The sequence below is a fragment of the Leisingera sp. ABM4_060 genome, from assembly GCF_056158765.1.
Genome location: NZ_JBSWTX010000001.1, coordinates 3,732,975 through 3,749,907, shown reverse-complemented (window position 1 = coordinate 3,749,907; position 16,933 = coordinate 3,732,975). Strand labels below are relative to the sequence as shown.

Sequence of the window (16,933 nt, the reverse complement as noted above, 5' to 3'; positions counted from 1 at the left end):
CCGCAAACATATTTATCTGGAAATGCCCCAAACTTGGCGAAATACTCCCTCTCATGCATAAACATAAAGTGGACTTCCTCCTGTTCCCCGGCTTTCAGATGCTGGCCTATGTTCTGGCCACAGAAACCCTGCGGCTGGCCAACAAATGCGCAGGCGAACAGCTGTTTGAGTGGGAAACCCTGACCGCGACCCGAAAGGCGGTAGAGGCTTCGAACGGAGCCCTGGTGGCCCCGGGCCGCACCGATTGGCGGACGGAGCCCCGTCCGGACCTGGTGCTGCTGTGCGCCGGTTACGATCCGCTGCGCAGCGTGCCAGCGGGCGTGCGTGCCTGGCTGGCCCGGATGGAGCGCAACGGCGCCACCCTGGGCGGAGTGGACACGGGCACCGTGGTGCTGGCCGCGCTCGGCTTTCTCGACGGCCATGAAGCCGTGCTGCACTACGAGGCGGAACCGGGGTTTCGCGAGGCGTGGCCCGATATCGCGGTCAGCGACCGCATCTACTGCCTCGGCACCCGCCGCCTGACCGCGGCCGGCGGCATGGCCACCGGAGACGCCATGCTGGCCTGGATCGCCTCGGCCGCCTCCGGCGCGCTGGCGGCAGCTGCCTCCGACGCAATGGCGCATGGCGAAATCCGTCCCGCAGGCGCCGGCCAGCGGGTCGAAGCCAGCGCCGACCCGCTGCTGCAGCGGATGCACCGGCTGATGGCCGCGGATCTGCAGGAGCCGCGGCCGCTGCAGGACATCGCCGGTGCCTTGCACCTCAGTCTCAAAGCGCTGCGGCTGCGCTGCCAGCGCGGCTTGGGGATGACGCCCAAGGCCTATTACCTGCAGCTGCGCCTGGCCCATGCGCGGGACCTTTTGCGCAATACGGAGATGACGGTGACCGAAGCCGGTCTCGCGGCAGGCTTCGCCTCTCCCGCCAGCTTTTCGCGGCAGTTCAAGGCCCGCTACCAGCACAGCCCCCGCGCCCTGCGCCGCCGCTGAACAGCGGATACGCCCCTTGCGGCGGCAACGGCGCTCTCCCGCCCGGCGCCGGCGCAGGAAACCTGCACCCCGCCCGTTGGGCCAGGCTCGGCGCGCAGCGCCGAGCCTGGCCCAACACCGCTAAGCGGTTCTGGCGCAGCCAGGGCAGCTGCGGGGGCGGGAGAACCGCGGCCCGCTGTGCCGCCCGTCCGTCAGTTTGAGATCAGCACCGCTTCCACCCGCCGGTTCACCTCGCGCCCTTCCGGGGACCGGTTGCTGGCGATCGGTGCGAGGTAGCCCGCACCGGCCACATCAATGCGCTGCGCATCCGCTCCCAGGCCATCCACCAGCCGCTCTTTCACCGACTCGGCCCGGCGCTGAGAAATGGCCGTGTTCTGTTCCAGAGAGCCAACCGTGTCGGTATGCCCGACCAGCACGATCCGGTCGCGCGGATTGGCCTCAAGGAAGCCTGCCAGCTCCTGCAGGCTGGCATAGGCCCCGTCATCCAGCCGGGCAGAGCCGCTGCCGAACACCAGGTCGCGCAGCACCACATGGCCCTGGACCTCCAGCACTTTGGCCAGCTCCAGCGGCAGGGTTTCCACCAGCGTCTGCCCGGAGGGTTTCACCGCCATCGGTTCGGCTTCCGGCGGCCGCACATGGATCACTTGCAGATAGGCCGCGCCGCCGCCCCGGGACACCAGCAGCGAAACCGCTTGCGGGCCCTTTGCCGCCGACAGGAAATGGTAGCTGGAAATATCCACCATCATGTCCGGCGACGGCACCACCTCAATCCCGAAGCGGAAGCCGAAGCCGCCGCAGTCGCGCGCCGCGCAATCCAGCAGCACCTCATAGCCATCCGCCAGCAATTGTTCCCGCAACGGCGCCAGGATCTGCAGCACCGCTGCCTCTCCCTCGACCCGCCAGGTACGGCGCGAGATCCGCCCCTCAAAACGCTGCGAGGGGACCATGTCCGCAGCCTCCGGTCCGGTGGGCAGCTGATAAACCCCCAGCGCCGTGGCGCGTTCGGACACCGCGACGGCTCCGGCCGGCAGCGTTAGGCCGGCAGCGGCAAGCCAGCCCGGCAGCACAGCCGTGGCGGCAATGGCAAGGAAACGGCTTAGCGGCACTGGCTGTGATATTCCGGATTGGGTGCCATGGCGGTGGCGCTGGCCACCCGGTTGGACATGTTGAAAAAGCCGGTGACATTGGCGATGTCCCAGATATCGCGGTCGCTGAACCCCGCATCGCGCAAGGCCTGCCGGTCCGCTTCTTCTATCTCCGCACTCGCGGTGGTCATCCTGGCGGCAAAATCCAACATCGCCCGCTGCCGCGCATCCAGAGGGGCAACGCGGTAATTCATCACCAGCATCTCGCCCAGCGCCGGGTCGCCCGACAGCTGCCGCACCGCCGCGCCATGGGCCACCAGGCAATAAAAACAGCGGTTGATGGCCGAGACCACCACCGCGATCATCTCCCGCTCCAGTTTGCTGAGACCGCTGTCCGCCAGCATCAGATCGTTGTACATCGCCGTGAACGCATTCAGCTTATCGATGTCAAAAGCGTTTGCCTTCAGCACATTGGGCACAAAACCCAGCTTCTCGGTGCAGATGTCGAAATATCTTTGCGTTTCCGGCGGCAGCGGGTCCGCCATCGGCAGGTCAAGGGCTGTGGGCAAAGTCTGGTCACTCATCGTCTTAAATCGCCTGTCTGCAAAATCCGGTAGTGATACTGACCAACGCAGTCCATCCCAAGGGAAGCGTAAAGCCCGTTGGCGCCCTCGTTACGTTTCGTGCACAGCACCGCCAGCTCAGTGGCACCATTGTCAACCGCCCAGAACGCCGCTTGCCGCATCATCCAGGCGCCCATGCCTGCGCGGCGCTGATGCGGCAGGATTTCCAGCGCATGCACCATCGCAACGCCATCATGGATGGCAACAAAACCCGCGCCCGCGGGCTTGTCCTTGTGGCGGCCCAGCAGGCCGGTCTTTGCCCCCTGCACCCGGCTCATCACCGCAATCCGCTCCGGCCCGATGCCCCCCTGCGCCCAGATCTCGCGCTGGATCGCCAGCGGCTCCCAGATGCAAAAAGCGGTGACACGGGGCACCGGGATATCCGTCAGCCGCGCTGCCGGGCAGGTCCAGAGGTTCACCGGGTCTTTCACCGCATAGCCGCGTGCCTCAAGCTGCGCGTCCAGCGCGGTCTCGCCGTCGCGGATCATGAACAGGCAGTTCTGGCCCATCGCACGCATCGCCTCTTCCGCCGCGGCGATCTCAGCCTCCGAGGCCGCGCCGTTCACGGTTGCCGCCGACACCCGGCTGCCGCCGCCCTGCCCTTCGCGCAGGGTCACAGGACCCAGCTCCCGGACGGATGCAGAGGGCCATGTCGCCTCGGTCACGGCATAGTAACGGGGATCGGTGGTCACTGCTCCAGCTCCTTTGCCAGCTCGGTCATCGCGGCATCCACGCGGGCGCCATCAGTGCCGCGGATCACGATATTGGCGCCAAAGGCACCGTCTTTCTGAAACGGGTAGCAGCCTACCGACAAATCCGCATAGGCCTCGGCCAGCGCCCGCAGCGGCCCGGCAATCTCGCCCTCGCCGCGGAACACCCGCAGGGTTTGCGACAGCATCGGCTGCCCGCCGGTCAGGGTCGGCATCACGCTGGCCACCATCGCCTGGAAGATCATCGGGACACCCGCCATCACATGCACGTTGCCCAGGGTGAACCCCGGCGCCGCCGAAACCGGATTGTCGATCAGCGCCGCACCCTCGGGTATGCGCGCCATCCGCAGCCGCGCCTCGTTCAACTCAATGCCCTGCGTATCGTAATGCGCCTGCAGGATCGCCCGCGCATCACCGCGAACGCCCAGATCCGCCGCAAAGGCCTTGGCAATGCAATCGGCAGTGATGTCGTCATGGGTCGGCCCGATGCCGCCGCTGGTGAACACATGGTCATAGGCGCCGGACAGAGCCTGCACTGCCGCCACAATCGCAGCCTCGTCATCGCTGACGATGCGCACTTCCTTCAAATCGATGCCGTGCTTGGCCAGTTCCCCGGCCAGGTAGTGCATATTGGCATCGCGGGTGCGCCCCGACAGGATCTCGTCGCCGATGACCAGCATCGCGGCGGTGGGGTTGGGCAGTGAGGACATGCGGCATCTCCATAGGCTGTGCGTGAAGATACCCCGCCGGCGCAGCGGCACAAGGGCCAAAGCGACTAGGTTAGCCCGGCAACTGCAGTGTCGAACAGCGCCGCATCTCCCATTGCCCGGGCCAGAATCATCGCCCCTTCCAAAGCGGCAATCATATGTGCCGCCGCCTGGTCCGCCGCCGCATCCTGCAACCCCTTGCGGCGGTAGACCTGCCCCAGCCAGTCCAGATTGCGGGCAAAAAACGCCCGCGTCGCTCCGGCTACGGGCGGCGGCAGATCGGCAATCTCGGCGCCGAACACACCGCACAGGCACATCAGCCCGTCCTGTTTCAGCGCAGTACCGTAAGCCGCAACGTAGCGTGCCAGAAGCTCTGCCGGAGGTGCCGACTGCGGATCCCCCAAGATTTTGAAAAAGTTATCTGAATACCGCTCTGCCAGTGCCTCTCCCAAGGCCTCTTTGGTGGGGAAGTGATAATGGACCGAGGCGGATTTGATGCCGATTTCCGCCGCGATTTCGCGGAAACTGAAGGCGTTGTAGCCGCCTGTCCGGGCGGCCCGTTCCGCAATGTCCAGAATGCGTTCTGCCGTGTCCGGTTTTGCCATGCCTATCCCCTCGCGGATCTACCTACCTGCAGATAGGCCTTGACGGCAGGCGGCACAATCCACATTCATCTACCTATCGATAGATAGGAGAATCGCAATGACCACAGACACCGCACTGATCATCGGGGGATCCTCGGGCATGGGGCTGGAAACCGCCCGTCAGCTGGTGAAGGCGGGACAACATGTCACCCTGCTGGGATCGTCCGCCGCCAAGCTTGAGACTGCCAAGACCGAACTCGGCGGCCTGGCTGATGCCCGCCAGATCGATCTCTTGGACACCGCAGCCGTTGAAACCCTGGCCGCTGAACTGAAAGAAGACAGCCGCCATATCAGCAAACTGGTGAACGCCGCGGGCGTCTTTGCCCCCAAGCCGTTCCTGGAGCATGGGCCTGAAGACTACGATTGCTACATGGGCCTGAACCGCGCCACTTTCTTCCTGACCCAGGCGGCGGCCGCCAACATGGCCCGCAACGGCGGTGGCGGCATCGTCAACATCGGCTCGATGTGGGCCAGACAAGCGGTCAAAGCCACGCCCAGCTCCGCCTATTCCATGGCCAAGGCGGGCCTGCACGCGCTGACCCAGCATCTGGCGATGGAGCTGGCAGACCACGGCATCCGGATAAACGCGGTGGCACCCGCGGTGGTGGTCACCCCGATCTACGGCGCCTTCATCGACCCGGAGCAGATCGAGGACACGCTGACCAGCGGTTTTGACGCCTTCCACCCGCTGGGCCGCGTCGGCCGTCCGGCGGATGTTGCCGCCACCGTGCTGCATCTGCTGTCGGATCAAGCCGCTTGGGTCACCGGCGCCATCTGGGATGTGGACGGCGGCGTCATGGCCGGGCGCAACTAACACTTTGCCTAGGGCCGGGGCTGGGCTAGTCATCGGTGCATGAACTTTGCCCAGCCCCTGATCCCCGCCACCCTGATCCGCCGCTACAAACGATTCCTCGCCGATTGCCGGCTGCAGGACGGGCAGGAGATCACCGCCCATTGCGCCAACCCCGGCAGCATGATGGGGCTGGCCGAACCGGGCATGAAGATCTGGCTGGAGCCCAACGACGACCCCAAGAAAAAGCTGAAATACGGCTGGCGGCTGGTGGAGCATGACGATGGCCATTTCACCGGCGTCGACACCTCGGTCCCGAACCGCGCCCTGCGCGCCGCCTTGGAAGCCGGAGAGATTGCGGAACTTGCCGCCTACAAAACCGTTCGTCCCGAAGTGAAATACGGCGAGAAAAGCCGCATCGACTTCCTCCTGCAGCAAGACGGCTTGCCCGACTGCTATGTCGAAGTCAAAAGCGTGACCCTGTCGCGCCAGCCCGGCCTCGCGGAGTTTCCCGACAGTGTCACTGCGCGGGGCACCAAGCACCTGGGAGAGCTTGCAAGCATGGTGGCCGAGGGCCACCGGGCCGTGATGCTCTACCTGGTCCAGCGCACCGACTGCAGCCGTTTCCAGCTGGCGGCTGACATCGACCCTGCCTATGCGGATGCCTTTGCCAGCGCCCAAGCTGCCGGCGTCGAGCGGCTGGTCTACACCACACACATCTCACCCGAAGAGATCACCCTGGGCCGGGCAATCGCGGCAGTTTGATAACTCGAAGCTGCCGGATCCGCTCCAACTGGGGCAACAGGCCCGGCTGCCGCTGCCCGCCCCCTCTGGCCCTTTCGGCCAAGACCCCTTAAATAGCTACGGGACAACTCGCGATGGAGCTTCGCCTGATGAGATCGAAAGACGGCCGCACAACCAAGGACGGCATCCGCATTCATGAAGCCGGCGATTATGCCGGCATGCACAAGGCGGGTGCGCTTGCCGCGCGCATTCTGGACGACATCGCCGCGCATGTGTTTCCGGGCCAGAGCACCGGCGAAATCGACCGCATCATCACGCAAATGGTCGAGGACTCGGGCGCAAAATCCGCCACCATCGGCTACAAGGGCTATCAGCACGCCAGCTGCATCTCTGTGAACCACGTGGTCTGCCACGGCATCCCCGGCGACAAGAAGCTGAAGGACGGCGACATCCTGAATATCGATGTGACGGTGATTGTCGACGGCTGGTTCGGCGATACTTCGCGCATGTTCGCGGCCGGCAAGCTGCCGCGCAAGGCGGAACGCCTGATCCAGGTTACCCATGATTCGCTGATGAAGGGGATCGAGGCGGTGAAGCCCGGCAATACCTTCGGCGACATCGGCCACGCGATCCAGGCTTATGCCGAAAGCCAGCGGATGAGCGTGGTGCGCGACTTCTGCGGCCATGGGCTGGGCACCGTGTTCCACGCGCCGCCCAACGTGCTGCACTACGGCCGCCCCGGCACCGGGCCGGTGCTGGAGGAAGGCATGTTCTTCACTATCGAGCCGATGATCAACCTGGGCCGCCCGGAAACCAAGATCCTGGCCGATGAATGGACCGCCGTCACCCGCGACAAGTCGCTGTCGGCGCAGTTTGAGCATTCGATCGGGGTAACTGCCGACGGCGCCGAGATTTTCACCCTGTCGCCTGCGGGGAAATTCCATCCGACCTACGGGTAAGACAGTCGGGCAGAAGCGGGGGCCGGCCCCGCACCCCCGGAGTATTTCTGACCAGAAAGAAGCAGCAGAGCGTTTCGGCGGCTAGCTGTCCCGCTCCTCTGTCTCCTGCAGCCGCCACAGGGCCAGCAGCATGGTGCCATCTGCCCATGGTGTCACCGCATCCTGAATGAACAGCGGCGCCCGCGCCGGTTTCGGCTTGGGCCGGGCCCGGGTTTCAGCGTTCTTTGCGGGCTGCAGGAACGGGGTGCGCAATGTCTGTTCCATGCCCGGATACTAGCACAGCCGCCTCAGATCGACAAAAGCGCGGGCACCTCGGCCATATCGCTGAACACTTCGGCCCCAAGCGCAGCCAGATTTTGACCGCCACCCCGCGGCGCAAAGCCTAGGCAGCGCATGCCGGCCCGCACCGCCGCGGTGACGCCGCTGCCGCTGTCCTCGATGACCAAACAGTCACGCGCCTGCACCCCGAAGTGGCTGGCGGCCGCGAGAAACAACCCCGGCTCCGGTTTGGCCACGCCCAGCGAATGAGCCGAGAACATGGCGTGCGGATGGAACCGCTCCCACAGCCCGTTCTGGCCCAGGGTGATGCGCATCTTGTCCTCGCTGCCGTTGGAGGCGACGCAGACCGGAATGCCATGCGCATCAAGCTTCACCAGCAATTCCGGTATCCCGGATGTCAGCGGCACGCCGTGCCGCAGCCGGGCATAGGTCTCGGTGTAGACCTCTGCGATCCAGTCTTCCGGCAGATCCGCCCCCAGGCTGCGGGCCTTCTCCATGACCCCCGCCATGGTGCCGCCGACGAAAAAGGCCATCGACTGTTCCAGGGTCAGTTCCAGCCCGTGGCGGGCGAGGTTATCAATCAGCGCCTGGTTCGAGGCGGGCTCGCTGTCCACCAGCACACCATCGCAATCGAAGATCACCAGTTTCGGGGTGGGGAATGTCTTGGGCATGCAAACACCTCATCGCACTATAGGCATTGCCCGCGCGTTGCGCAGGCTCAAATCCTGTTCCGTAGCAGTGCAGCCTGCCTGCCGCGGCAAACCAGCGCTGAGCAATCCCCTGCCTGGCCCGTTTCAGCCTGAAACATCCCGCCACATCAAGGAGATATGGGTATCACCGTATTTGCGGCTGTCCTGCAGCTCAAAGCCTTCGGGTGCGGCCATCGCAGTGCTTTCCTCCCAGACCACCAGTGCGTCATCCGCCACCCAGCCGCCATTGACGGCTGCGGCAAGCGCCTTTTCCCCAAGCCCCTTGCCATAGGGCGGATCCAGAAAGATCAGGTCAAACGGCGCATCCGGATTCTGCCCCGGTTTCAGCGCATCCCGGCGCGCCAGCGTGCAGCGGTCCTCGGCCCGGCAAATGCCAATGTTCTTCTTGATCAGCCCGCCGGAGACACGCCCGTCGTCGACAAACAGAACTTCGGCGGCACCGCGCGACAGCGCCTCCAGCCCCAATGCGCCGGTGCCGGCAAACAGGTCCAGCACCCGGGCGCCAGGGATGGCACCGGTGTGCATCAGCACATTGAACAGGCTTTCGCGCACCCGGTCGGTGGTGGGGCGCAGATGGGCGCCCGCATCCCCCTTGCCCACCGCGGCCAAGCTGCGGCCGCGGAAGTCTCCTGCGATGATCCTCACGCTTTCAGAAGCGGCTTCAGATCGGCGGCGGGGTCGGCAACCACACCCTTGTCGGCGCTCTTGCCCATGTCGATCAGCCGCTTGCCCACCATATAAGCCCGCGGATCGTTCATCGCATCGACCGCAACCAGCTGATCGCCGGCATAGTACCAGAACGACACCTGCAGGCCTTCGCCCTGGCGGGTGACGACGTTGTTATAGCCGGTGTTCAGGCCCGCGATCTGCAGCTTGACGTCATACTGGTCCGACCAGAACCAGGGCTGCGCCACATAATCCTTGTCCGCGCCCAGCATGTTCTGTGCCACCACCTCAGCCTGATCGATGGCGTTCGGCACGCTTTCCAAGCGGATGCGGCTGCCCTTGAACGGGAAGGAGGCGCAATCGCCCGCCGACCAGATCGAGGCATCCGAGGTGCGGCCCTTGGCGTCCACCTTGATGCCGTTCTCCAGCTCAAGGCCGGCCATTTCAGCCAGCTGCGACGAGGGCGTGATGCCGACGCCGACAACAACGAAATCCACATCCAGCGTTTCGCCGCCGCTCAGCACCGCGCGGGTGACCTTGCCATCCTCGCCTTCCAGCCGCTCCAGGCCAACGCCTTCACGGATGCCGACGCCGTGCGAGGCATGCAGGCTGCGGAAATAATCCGAGGTTTCAGGCGCTGCGACACGCTGCAGGATGCGGTCTGCCATCTCGACCAGGGTCACCTTGACGCCGCGCTTGGCGCAGACCGCTGCGGCCTCCAGCCCGATATAGCCGCCGCCGACGATCAGCGCGCGCTTTCCTTCGGTGACATTGGGGGCCATCGCATCCACGTCGGTCAGGCCGCGCACCACATAGACGCCGTCCAGATCACCGCCGATCGCCGCCGGCAGGCGGCGCGGGTCGGAGCCGGTGGTCAGTGCCAGCTGGTCGTAGGAGATCACCTCATCCCCCAGCGAAACGGTCTTGGCCGCCGGATCAATTGCAGTCACCCGCGCGCCCAGCTTCACGGTGATGTTGTTCTCTTCATAGAAACTCGCAGGCCGCAGGAACAAGCGCTCCAGTTCCATCTCGCCCAGCAGGTAGGCCTTGGACAAGGGCGGGCGCTGATACGGCAGCGCCTCCTCTGCGCCGATCAGGGTAATCTCCCCCTCAAACCCGTCCTTGCGCAGTTTCGCCACCAGCGAGGAGCCCGCCTGGCCCGCTCCAATAACGACGATGTGGGACATCTTCACTTGCCTCCCGCAATAGTTCCGTACACGCTTCCAGCGGACCCTATAGACACAGGGCCCCAAAACGCAATCATGAGAAAGAGGAACGTGCGATGATTTCTGTTGGAGACCAACTGCCAGACGCGACGCTGACACTCATTGGAGACAGCGGGCCCGAGCAGGTGCAGCTGTCAGACAAGCTGAAGGGGCGGAAAGTGGTGCTGTTTGCGGTTCCCGGCGCCTTTACCAGCACCTGCCATTCGGCCCATGTGCCCAGTTTCATCCGCACCAAGGACCAGTTTGCCGTCAAGGGCGTGGACGAGATCATCTGCCTCGCGGGCAACGACCCCTTTGTCATGTCGATCTGGGGCGACAACACCGGCGCGGCCGAGGCCGGGATCACCATGCTGTCGGATGCCGAATGCACCTTTACCGAAGCCATCGGCATGCGGCTGGACGCCCCTGCCGCCGGCCTGATCGGCCGGTCGCTGCGCTATGCGATGCTGGTGGAAGACGGCGAAGTGAAAGTCCTCAACAAGGAAGAAAACCCGGGACAGTGCGAACTTTCGGCGGGTGAAGGCCTGCTGGAGTCGATGGGCTAAGGTGATCAAGCCTACGGCCGCCACTGCGGCGGCCACTCCAACCCTTTAATATTTCGTAAAAAATAAGGTCAGCCGTTCTGCCGCAATGTTTCGCACGCGAAACATTTGGACAGAATTGCTGACCTTTTCTGGAAGGCCCCGGTACAGGGCCTCAGCCCTGCCCGAACAGCCCGTCCATCTTGCGCGCCAGCTTGGCATCCTGGGCGCTGATCCCGTCCACGTCATGGGTGGTCAGCACCACCGTCACCCGGTTGTAGACGTTGCTCCACTCGGGGTGGTGGTTCCATTTCTCGGCCCAGATCGCAGCCCGGGTCATCCAGCCGAAGGCATCGGCGAAATTGCCGAACTTGAAGGTCTTGGTGATGGCATCGCGGCCCTCGACCATTTCCCAGCCGGTGGCAAACAGCGGTTCCAGCAAGGGACCGCGGGTGGCGTCGGACAGTTTCTCCGTCATTCTTGCTCCTCCACGTGCGCTTTGCGGAACGGGCCGTAATCGGTGAGGATCTCGATCTCTTCCTCTACCGCCGCCCGTTCTGCCTCCAGGTAGCGGCCGACAGCCTTGGCGAACCCGGGATCGCCGATCCAGTGCAAACTATGGGTCTGGCTCGGCAGGTAGCCGCGCGCCAGCTTGTGCTCACCCTGCGCGCCTGCCTCGATCCGGTCAAGCTTCATGGCAATGGCCAGTTCGATGGCCTGATAGTAGCACAGCTCGAAATGCAGGCAGGGGTGGTGTTCGACGCAGCCCCAGTAGCGGCCGTAAAGCGTGTCCCGGCCAATGAAATTCAGCGCCCCGGCCACATACCGCCCGTTCCGCCAGGCGAGAATCAGCGCCATGTCGCCGGCCATGGTGTCCTGTGCGATGTCGAAGAACCGCCGCGTCAGGTAGGGCGAGCCCCATTTGCGCGCGCCGGTGTCCTGGTAGAACTCCCAGAAGGCGTCCCAATGCTCCAGCCGCAGGCTGCTGCCCTGGTAGACTTTGATTTCGCCGCCAAAACATTGCGCCTGCATCCGCTCCTTGCGGATGTTCTTGCGCTTGCGCGAAGACAGCGCCCGCATAAAGCCTTCGAAGTCCTCATAGTCCTGGTTCAGCCAGTGAAACTGCTGGGTGGCGCGGGGCATCAGCCCCATTTCCCCGCCCATCCGCGCTTCATCCCGGGTGCAGAAGGTCACATGCAGCGAAGAGAGATTGTTGTCCGCCGCCAGCTGCACCGCACCCTGCACCAGCGCCGAATGACCGATGCCATCGTAGCCGGGTTTCACCAGAAAACGCCGCCCGGTCACCGGGGTGAAGGGCACGGCCATCTGCAGTTTCGGGTAGTAATGCCCCCCTGCCCGTTCATAGGCATGCGCCCAATTATGGTCGAAGATATATTCGCCCTGGCTGTGGCCCTTGGCATAAAGCGGCGCGCAGGCGATCAGCCTGCTGTCCAGATAGGCAGTCAGATACTGCGGCTGCCAGCCTGTGCCGGGGCCGACCGAGCCGCTTTCTTCCAGTGCGCTCAGGAACCGGTGGGTGGTGAAGGGATCCAGCGGGCGGCCCCCGCCGGCAGCCTCGGGGCAGGCGCAGGCGTCCCAGTCCTCTGCCGCGATTTGCGACAGCGAGGCCAGCACCCGGATTTCGATTTGCGCCTGATCCATGCCTTTCCTCCGCACCGCTTCAAAGATGTGGGGTTTGCGCCTTCAGGATCAAGGCGCAAACGCGGCAAGGTACTGTTCAAAAGTCACATTATCGGCAAAGGCGCGGGCCGCGGCTTCCTGTTCTGCCGAGGTGACCGTCCAGCACAAAACCGGCACGCCGTCCTCGCGCATCTGCTGCACCAGGGGGCGGCTGAGGTCACAGGCCTCGTGGCTGATGAAACTGCATTGCGCGCGGTCATAATCCGGAATGGCGCGCAGATGATCGCAGACAGCTTCAGGCAGTTCCGGCCATTCCGCCGGGTCATAAGCGCTGGTGACGATGCCGCGCGGGATATCCGGCGCCAGATGTGCCAGAACGGCCACGGAATTTGGATTGAAGGACATGACGGCCACCGGCCCCTGGTAGCCTTGCAGGGCCTCCGCCGCGGCCTGCTCCAGCCGCCCGTCGGTCACTCCCATTTCGCCCTGCTGGTCCTTCAGCTCAATCAGCAGCGGCACCTGGCCCGCGACCATCTCCAGAACTTCCGGCAAGTCCGGAATGCCATCGCCGCCGCCGCCTTTCAGCGCAGTGGCGCGCAATTCGGCGCGGCTCTGCGCCTTGACCGGACCGGAGGCCTCCGCCAGCCGGTCCAGGCCATCGTCATGAAAGACCATCGCGCAGCCGTCGCTGGACAGCTGCAAGTCGATCTCGATCCCATATCCCGCCGCCAGCGCCGCACGGATGGCCGCGCGGCTGTTCTCGGGGCGTCGGTCCTTCACATCGTGCAACGCGCGATGGGCCAGAGGCACGCTCAGGAAGACGGCAGGCAGGGCGGGTCTCATTTGATCTGGAAGACCCCGTCGATTTCCACTGCAACACCCAGCGGCAGCGAGACAGACCCCACTGCAGAACGGGCATGGCGGCCGATGTCGCCAAGCGCCTCGACCAGGAAGTCGGAGGCGCCGTTCACCACCATCGGCTGACCAGTGAAATCCGGGGCGGAGTTCACGAAGGCACCCAGCTTGACGACGCGCACCAGACGGTCCAGATCGCCGCCGCAGGCCGCCTTGAGCTGCGCCAGCAGCGCGATGGCACAGCGCTTGGCTGCCGCCTGGCCTGCTTCGACATCCAGGTCCGCGCCCAGCTTGCCGGAGATCAGCCCGTTCTCATCGGCCGAAATCTGGCCCGAGATATAGACCATGTCGCCTGCGACGACATAAGGGACATAGTTCGCTGCCGGTGCCGGCGCGTCGGGCAGGGTCACGCCCAGTTCTTTCAGTTTTGCTTCGATGCTCATGGCCGAATTCCTCCGAGTTTTTGCTGGCCGGGACGCTACCCGCCGCGGCGGAAATCGGAAAGAGCAAATGCGAAGCGCCTCCGCGCCTTTCCGCCCCTTGAGGCGGGAAACCGTTTTCATACGATGAAAACGGCCATGAAAAATTGATTTTTCATGGCCGGAATCCGTGCCGGATTCCGGCTGCCGTCAGCTTTCGCGGAAGGCTTTGACAAAGTAATCGGACAGCGGCTTGACCAGATAGGCCAGCGGCGAGCGGTCGGCGGTGCGGATGTAGCTTTCCACCGGCATCCCCGGGATCAGAACGGTGCCCGCCGGCAGGCGGCCGCGCTCGCCGGGGTTCAGCTCGATCTCGGCCCGGTAGTAGGACAGCCCGCTGCCCTGGTCCTCGAACGCATCCGCCGAGACCTGGGTGACATGGCCGAACAGCTCCGGCGTTGAGCGCTGGTCCAGCGCCGAGAACCGCAAGGTCACCTCCTGGCCTGTGTAAAGCTGGTCAATGTCCGTGGGCGCCACCTGCGCCGCAATCACCAGCGGCCGGTCCTGCGGCACCAGATAAAGCACCGGATCGGCAGGCCGGATCACCGAGCGCGGGGTCTGCACCTGCAGCCCGTACACAATGCCCGACACCGGCGCAGTGATGTCCAGCCGTTCCAGCCGCCCCTGCAGCGAGCGGCGGGTCTCGGCCAGTTCCAGCTCCTGGTAGCGCAGGTCGCGCAGGCGGCTGATTGCCTCCTCGCGCTGGCCGGTGCCCAGTTTCAGGATCTCGATGTCGATCTCGGTGATGCGGCCTTCGGCCTGCGCTTCCGAGGCCACCAGTTCGCCCAGCTGCCCGTCCAGGCTGGCCTGGGTGCGGCGCAGGTTCAAAACCGTTGCCGCTTGCGCCAGGCCGCGGTCCAGCAGCGACTGCTGGTTGCCCAGTTCCTCGCCGATCAGCTCCAGCTGCACCTTCAGCGACTGCTGCTGCGCCTGGATGCCGCGGATCTGCTCCTCGATCTGCACCCGGCGCTTCTCCAGCTGGTCGATTTCGCGCGCGGTGCTGTCCTTGCGGGCCATGAACAGGCGGTTCTGTCCCTGCACCAGATCCATCACCTGCGGCTGCGCCTCTGCCACCTGCAACAGTTCCGGATCAAAGGTGATCGCCTCGCCGCCATCCCGCTCAGCCTCCAGCCGGCCGCGCCGCGCCATCAGCTCGAACAGCTGGCCTTCGGTGATCACCAGCTGCGAGGTGATCTCATTGGCGTCGAGCCGCAACAGCGTGGCGCCTTCGGCGACGGTGTCGCCCTCATCGACCAGAATCTCGGCAACGATGCCGCCATCCAGGTGCTGCACCACCTGACGGTTGCGGTCGACCTCGATCTTGCCAGTTGCCACCACGGCACCGGAAATCGTCGACAGCACCGACCAGGAGCCGAAGCCGCCGACCAGGATCACCAGGGCCAGCAGGCCAATAATCAGCGGCCGCCGCGCGGGCCAGTTGCTTTCGACGCTCATTGCACACCTCCTGTGCCGGTGGCCTGACGGATATTCTGGTGGTTGGCGACCATTTCCTGCAGCACCTTGTCCTTGGGACCAAACGCAGTCTGGGTGCCCTTGTCGATCACCAGAAGCATATCACATTCCTGGATCGCCGCCGGCCGGTGCGCCATGATCAGCACCGAGCGCCCCTCGGCCTTGATCTGCTTGATCGCCTGGTTGAGAGCAATCGAACCCTCATTGTCGAGGTTCGAGTTCGGCTCATCCAGGATCACGATCACCGGATCATCATAAAGCGCGCGCGCCAGACCGACCCGCTGCATCTGCCCGCCCGACAGGCGGCCGCCGGTGGCATTGACCCGCGTGTCATAGCCATCGGGCAGCTTCAGGATCATCTCATGCGCGGCGGCCTTCCTGGCGGCTTCCACCACCTTTTCGGCATCCGGCTGCTGCTGCAGGCGGGCGATGTTTTGGGCAATGGTGCCGTCGAACACCTGCACCCGCTGCGGCAGGTAGCCGATGTGGCCGCCCAGCACGTCCGGCGCGTATTGATCCATCGCCGCCCCGTCCAGCCGTACGGATCCGGCTGCAGGGCGCCACACGCCCGTCAGCGCCCGCGCCAGCGTCGATTTGCCGGAACCCGACGGCCCGATCACCCCGATTGCCTGGCCCGGCTGCACCCGGAAATTCACATTGCGCAACAGCGGCGTGTTGCTGCCAGGCGGCACGATGGCCAGGCCCTGCACTTCCAGCAGCGCCTTGGGCTTCGGCAGCGCTGTGCGCTCAGCCTCTTCCGGCACCTTGTCCAGAAGCTCGGCCAGGCTGTGCCAGCCCTTCATCGCCCGCTGCACCATCGCCCATTGGCCCAGCCCCAGCTCGATCGGCGCCAGCGCCCGGCCCATCAGGATGGAGCCTGCAATCATCGCGCCCGGCGTCACCTCGTTCTGCAGCACCAGATAGGCGCCAAGGCCCAGCATCGCCGATTGCAGGAACAGCCGCAGGGTCTTGGTCAGCGTGGTGAAGCCGCCACCGGTGTCATTGGCTGTCACACTGTCGGTCAGCGCCGCATCCCGGGCCAGCTTCCAGCGCTCGAAGGAGGCGCCGCGCATGCCCATCGACTGGATCATCTCCGCCTCGTTGCGGATCTCTTCGGACATCAGGCTGGCCTTGTGGCCGGTCATATTGGCCTTCTGCATCGGGGCCCGGGTGAAAACCTGGTTGAAGATGGCAATCACCACCAGCACCGCGCCGCCTGCCAGCGCCAGAAGGCCCAGCCAGGGGTGGAACAGGGCAATGCCCGCCAGGAACACCGGCGTCCACGGCAGGTCGAAGGCCGCCGTCAGCACCGGCGAGGCAATCAGCCGCTGCACCGACTCCAGATCGCTGAGGCCGGTTTGCGCAGTCTGGTCCTGCGCCACCGCCGAACGGCGGATCATCGCATCGAACACCCGCTTGTCGAGCGCCGCCTGGAACCGCGCCCCGACCCGCGCCATGATGCGGCCGCGGGCATAGTCCAGAAGCCCCATCATGCCGTAGAGAAAGACAACCAGCAGCGACAGCGCCAGCAGCGTCGCCTCCGACCGGCTGCCCAGCACCCGGTCATAGACCTGCATCATGTACAAAGGCCCGGTCAGCATCAGCAGGTTCACGAAAAAACTGAAGATCCCGGTGAACCAGTATAGCCCCCGGCTCTGCTGCCGAACCCGGCGCAGTTCCTCATAGCCGTTCTTATAAATGCTTTTATTCATGGTCAGACTGCAATAGTGGTTCCTTGGCTCCTGGTCAGGACTGATTTTGTAACAGTTCCGACACAAGCAGGTAAAAAAATGTAATCGCACTGGAAATCCGCGGCAAAACTCTTATTTGCGCTCCGA

20 protein-coding genes are annotated in these 16,933 nt (G+C 64.6%); 5 read left to right on the top strand and 15 right to left on the bottom strand.

All coding sequences use genetic code 11. The features are described from left to right. The first annotated feature begins 53 nt into the window (after window positions 1–53). Window positions 54–983, top strand: a complete 930-nt coding sequence (locus tag ACXAEH_RS18080) for a GlxA family transcriptional regulator (protein ID WP_475034735.1) — start codon at window positions 54–56, stop codon at window positions 981–983. Between the two features lie 191 nt (window positions 984–1,174). Here the strand turns inward: ACXAEH_RS18080 and ACXAEH_RS18075 are convergent, their stop codons facing one another. From ACXAEH_RS18075 to ACXAEH_RS18055, 5 genes are all read right to left on the bottom strand, one after another. Next, window positions 1,175–2,089, bottom strand: a complete 915-nt coding sequence (locus ACXAEH_RS18075) for an OmpA family protein (protein ID WP_475034734.1) — start codon at window positions 2,087–2,089, stop codon at window positions 1,175–1,177. Continuing rightward, window positions 2,080–2,652 (bottom strand): peroxidase-related enzyme, encoded by a 573-nt coding sequence (locus tag ACXAEH_RS18070; protein ID WP_475034732.1) that lies wholly within the window; start codon window positions 2,650–2,652, stop codon window positions 2,080–2,082. The genes ACXAEH_RS18075 and ACXAEH_RS18070 overlap by 10 nt, the downstream gene beginning before the upstream one ends. After that, entirely contained in the window at window positions 2,649–3,383 is a 735-nt protein-coding gene (locus ACXAEH_RS18065) for a GNAT family N-acetyltransferase (RefSeq protein WP_475034731.1), read from the bottom strand. The genes ACXAEH_RS18070 and ACXAEH_RS18065 overlap by 4 nt, the downstream gene beginning before the upstream one ends. Beyond that, entirely contained in the window at window positions 3,380–4,102 is a 723-nt protein-coding gene (locus ACXAEH_RS18060; protein ID WP_475035622.1) for a competence/damage-inducible protein A, read from the bottom strand. Before ACXAEH_RS18060 ends, ACXAEH_RS18065 begins: the two co-directional genes overlap by 4 nt. Window positions 4,103–4,176: 74 nt before the next feature. Continuing rightward, entirely contained in the window at window positions 4,177–4,713 is a 537-nt protein-coding gene (locus tag ACXAEH_RS18055; protein ID WP_475034730.1) for a TetR/AcrR family transcriptional regulator, read from the bottom strand. A gap of 97 nt (window positions 4,714–4,810) precedes the next feature. Between ACXAEH_RS18055 and ACXAEH_RS18050 the strand changes: the two genes are divergently transcribed. From ACXAEH_RS18050 to map, 3 genes are all read left to right on the top strand, one after another. Next, window positions 4,811–5,566 (top strand): SDR family NAD(P)-dependent oxidoreductase, encoded by a 756-nt coding sequence (locus tag ACXAEH_RS18050; RefSeq protein ID WP_475034728.1) that lies wholly within the window; start codon window positions 4,811–4,813, stop codon window positions 5,564–5,566. A gap of 39 nt (window positions 5,567–5,605) precedes the next feature. Continuing rightward, window positions 5,606–6,307: a DNA/RNA nuclease SfsA gene (gene sfsA, locus ACXAEH_RS18045; RefSeq protein WP_475034727.1), complete on the top strand. Its 702-nt coding sequence runs from the start codon at window positions 5,606–5,608 to the stop codon at window positions 6,305–6,307. 128 nt (window positions 6,308–6,435) lie between these two features. Next, on the top strand, window positions 6,436–7,245 hold the full coding sequence (gene map, locus ACXAEH_RS18040; protein WP_475034725.1) for a type I methionyl aminopeptidase: 810 nt from the start codon (window positions 6,436–6,438) through the stop codon (window positions 7,243–7,245). An 81-nt stretch (window positions 7,246–7,326) separates the two neighbouring features. Here the strand turns inward: map and ACXAEH_RS18035 are convergent, their stop codons facing one another. From ACXAEH_RS18035 to ACXAEH_RS18020, 4 genes are all read right to left on the bottom strand, one after another. Next, on the bottom strand, window positions 7,327–7,509 hold the full coding sequence (locus tag ACXAEH_RS18035) for a hypothetical protein (RefSeq protein ID WP_475034723.1): 183 nt from the start codon (window positions 7,507–7,509) through the stop codon (window positions 7,327–7,329). A gap of 23 nt (window positions 7,510–7,532) precedes the next feature. Then, window positions 7,533–8,195 carry an HAD family hydrolase gene (locus ACXAEH_RS18030; RefSeq protein WP_475034721.1) on the bottom strand — a complete coding sequence of 221 codons (663 nt, stop codon included), beginning with the start codon at window positions 8,193–8,195 and terminating at the stop codon, window positions 7,533–7,535. A gap of 123 nt (window positions 8,196–8,318) precedes the next feature. Next, window positions 8,319–8,879, bottom strand: a complete 561-nt coding sequence (gene rsmD / locus ACXAEH_RS18025; RefSeq protein WP_475034719.1) for a 16S rRNA (guanine(966)-N(2))-methyltransferase RsmD — start codon at window positions 8,877–8,879, stop codon at window positions 8,319–8,321. Continuing rightward, window positions 8,876–10,087, bottom strand: coding sequence for an NAD(P)/FAD-dependent oxidoreductase (locus ACXAEH_RS18020; protein ID WP_475034718.1), 1,212 nt, complete (start codon window positions 10,085–10,087; stop codon window positions 8,876–8,878). The genes rsmD and ACXAEH_RS18020 overlap by 4 nt, the downstream gene beginning before the upstream one ends. 95 nt (window positions 10,088–10,182) lie before the next feature. Between ACXAEH_RS18020 and ACXAEH_RS18015 the strand changes: the two genes are divergently transcribed. Further along, window positions 10,183–10,671, top strand: coding sequence for a redoxin family protein (locus tag ACXAEH_RS18015; RefSeq protein ID WP_475034716.1), 489 nt, complete (start codon window positions 10,183–10,185; stop codon window positions 10,669–10,671). A 151-nt stretch (window positions 10,672–10,822) separates the two neighbouring features. On the opposite strand, the gene ACXAEH_RS18010 is transcribed toward ACXAEH_RS18015, so the two are convergent. The 6 genes from ACXAEH_RS18010 to ACXAEH_RS17985 all read right to left on the bottom strand — a co-directional run bounded on the left by ACXAEH_RS18010 (window position 10,823) and on the right by ACXAEH_RS17985 (window position 16,807). Continuing rightward, the gene (locus ACXAEH_RS18010) at window positions 10,823–11,125 is read right to left on the bottom strand and encodes a 4a-hydroxytetrahydrobiopterin dehydratase (protein ID WP_475034715.1); all 303 of its coding nucleotides are present in this window, start codon (window positions 11,123–11,125) and stop codon (window positions 10,823–10,825) included. Further along, window positions 11,122–12,309 carry a GNAT family N-acetyltransferase gene (locus ACXAEH_RS18005; protein ID WP_475034713.1) on the bottom strand — a complete coding sequence of 396 codons (1,188 nt, stop codon included), beginning with the start codon at window positions 12,307–12,309 and terminating at the stop codon, window positions 11,122–11,124. The genes ACXAEH_RS18010 and ACXAEH_RS18005 overlap by 4 nt, the downstream gene beginning before the upstream one ends. 48 nt (window positions 12,310–12,357) lie before the next feature. Continuing rightward, complete coding sequence (locus ACXAEH_RS18000; RefSeq protein ID WP_475034711.1) at window positions 12,358–13,131, bottom strand: glycerophosphodiester phosphodiesterase family protein; 774 nt, start codon at window positions 13,129–13,131, stop codon at window positions 12,358–12,360. After that, complete coding sequence (locus tag ACXAEH_RS17995; protein WP_475034709.1) at window positions 13,128–13,586, bottom strand: RidA family protein; 459 nt, start codon at window positions 13,584–13,586, stop codon at window positions 13,128–13,130. Before ACXAEH_RS17995 ends, ACXAEH_RS18000 begins: the two co-directional genes overlap by 4 nt. A gap of 186 nt (window positions 13,587–13,772) precedes the next feature. Continuing rightward, window positions 13,773–15,077 carry an HlyD family type I secretion periplasmic adaptor subunit gene (locus ACXAEH_RS17990; RefSeq protein ID WP_475034708.1) on the bottom strand — a complete coding sequence of 435 codons (1,305 nt, stop codon included), beginning with the start codon at window positions 15,075–15,077 and terminating at the stop codon, window positions 13,773–13,775. Further along, window positions 15,074–16,807: a type I secretion system permease/ATPase gene (locus ACXAEH_RS17985; protein ID WP_475034706.1), complete on the bottom strand. Its 1,734-nt coding sequence runs from the start codon at window positions 16,805–16,807 to the stop codon at window positions 15,074–15,076. Before ACXAEH_RS17985 ends, ACXAEH_RS17990 begins: the two co-directional genes overlap by 4 nt. Between the last annotated feature and the right edge of the window lie 126 nt (window positions 16,808–16,933).

Bases quoted from the DNA above. Each gene is read 5' to 3' on its own strand.
- ACXAEH_RS17995 (WP_475034709.1), bottom strand. From the start codon at position 13,586: ATGAGCATCGAAGCAAAACTGAAAGAACTGGGCGTGACCCTGCCCGAC.
- ACXAEH_RS18070 (WP_475034732.1), bottom strand. From the start codon at position 2,652: ATGAGTGACCAGACTTTGCCCACAGCCCTTGACCTGCCGATGGCGGAC.
- ACXAEH_RS18005 (WP_475034713.1), bottom strand. From the start codon at position 12,309: ATGGATCAGGCGCAAATCGAAATCCGGGTGCTGGCCTCGCTGTCGCAA.
- ACXAEH_RS18020 (WP_475034718.1), bottom strand. From the start codon at position 10,087: ATGTCCCACATCGTCGTTATTGGAGCGGGCCAGGCGGGCTCCTCGCTG.
- ACXAEH_RS18035 (WP_475034723.1), bottom strand. From the start codon at position 7,509: ATGGAACAGACATTGCGCACCCCGTTCCTGCAGCCCGCAAAGAACGCT.
- ACXAEH_RS18080 (WP_475034735.1), top strand. From the start codon at position 54: ATGCATAAACATAAAGTGGACTTCCTCCTGTTCCCCGGCTTTCAGATG.
- map (WP_475034725.1), top strand. From the start codon at position 6,436: ATGAGATCGAAAGACGGCCGCACAACCAAGGACGGCATCCGCATTCAT.
- ACXAEH_RS18010 (WP_475034715.1), bottom strand. From the start codon at position 11,125: ATGACGGAGAAACTGTCCGACGCCACCCGCGGTCCCTTGCTGGAACCG.
- ACXAEH_RS18015 (WP_475034716.1), top strand. From the start codon at position 10,183: ATGATTTCTGTTGGAGACCAACTGCCAGACGCGACGCTGACACTCATT.
- ACXAEH_RS18000 (WP_475034711.1), bottom strand. From the start codon at position 13,131: ATGAGACCCGCCCTGCCTGCCGTCTTCCTGAGCGTGCCTCTGGCCCAT.
- ACXAEH_RS17985 (WP_475034706.1), bottom strand. From the start codon at position 16,807: ATGAATAAAAGCATTTATAAGAACGGCTATGAGGAACTGCGCCGGGTT.
- ACXAEH_RS18055 (WP_475034730.1), bottom strand. From the start codon at position 4,713: ATGGCAAAACCGGACACGGCAGAACGCATTCTGGACATTGCGGAACGG.
- ACXAEH_RS17990 (WP_475034708.1), bottom strand. From the start codon at position 15,077: ATGAGCGTCGAAAGCAACTGGCCCGCGCGGCGGCCGCTGATTATTGGC.
- ACXAEH_RS18030 (WP_475034721.1), bottom strand. From the start codon at position 8,195: ATGCCCAAGACATTCCCCACCCCGAAACTGGTGATCTTCGATTGCGAT.
- sfsA (WP_475034727.1), top strand. From the start codon at position 5,606: ATGAACTTTGCCCAGCCCCTGATCCCCGCCACCCTGATCCGCCGCTAC.
- ACXAEH_RS18050 (WP_475034728.1), top strand. From the start codon at position 4,811: ATGACCACAGACACCGCACTGATCATCGGGGGATCCTCGGGCATGGGG.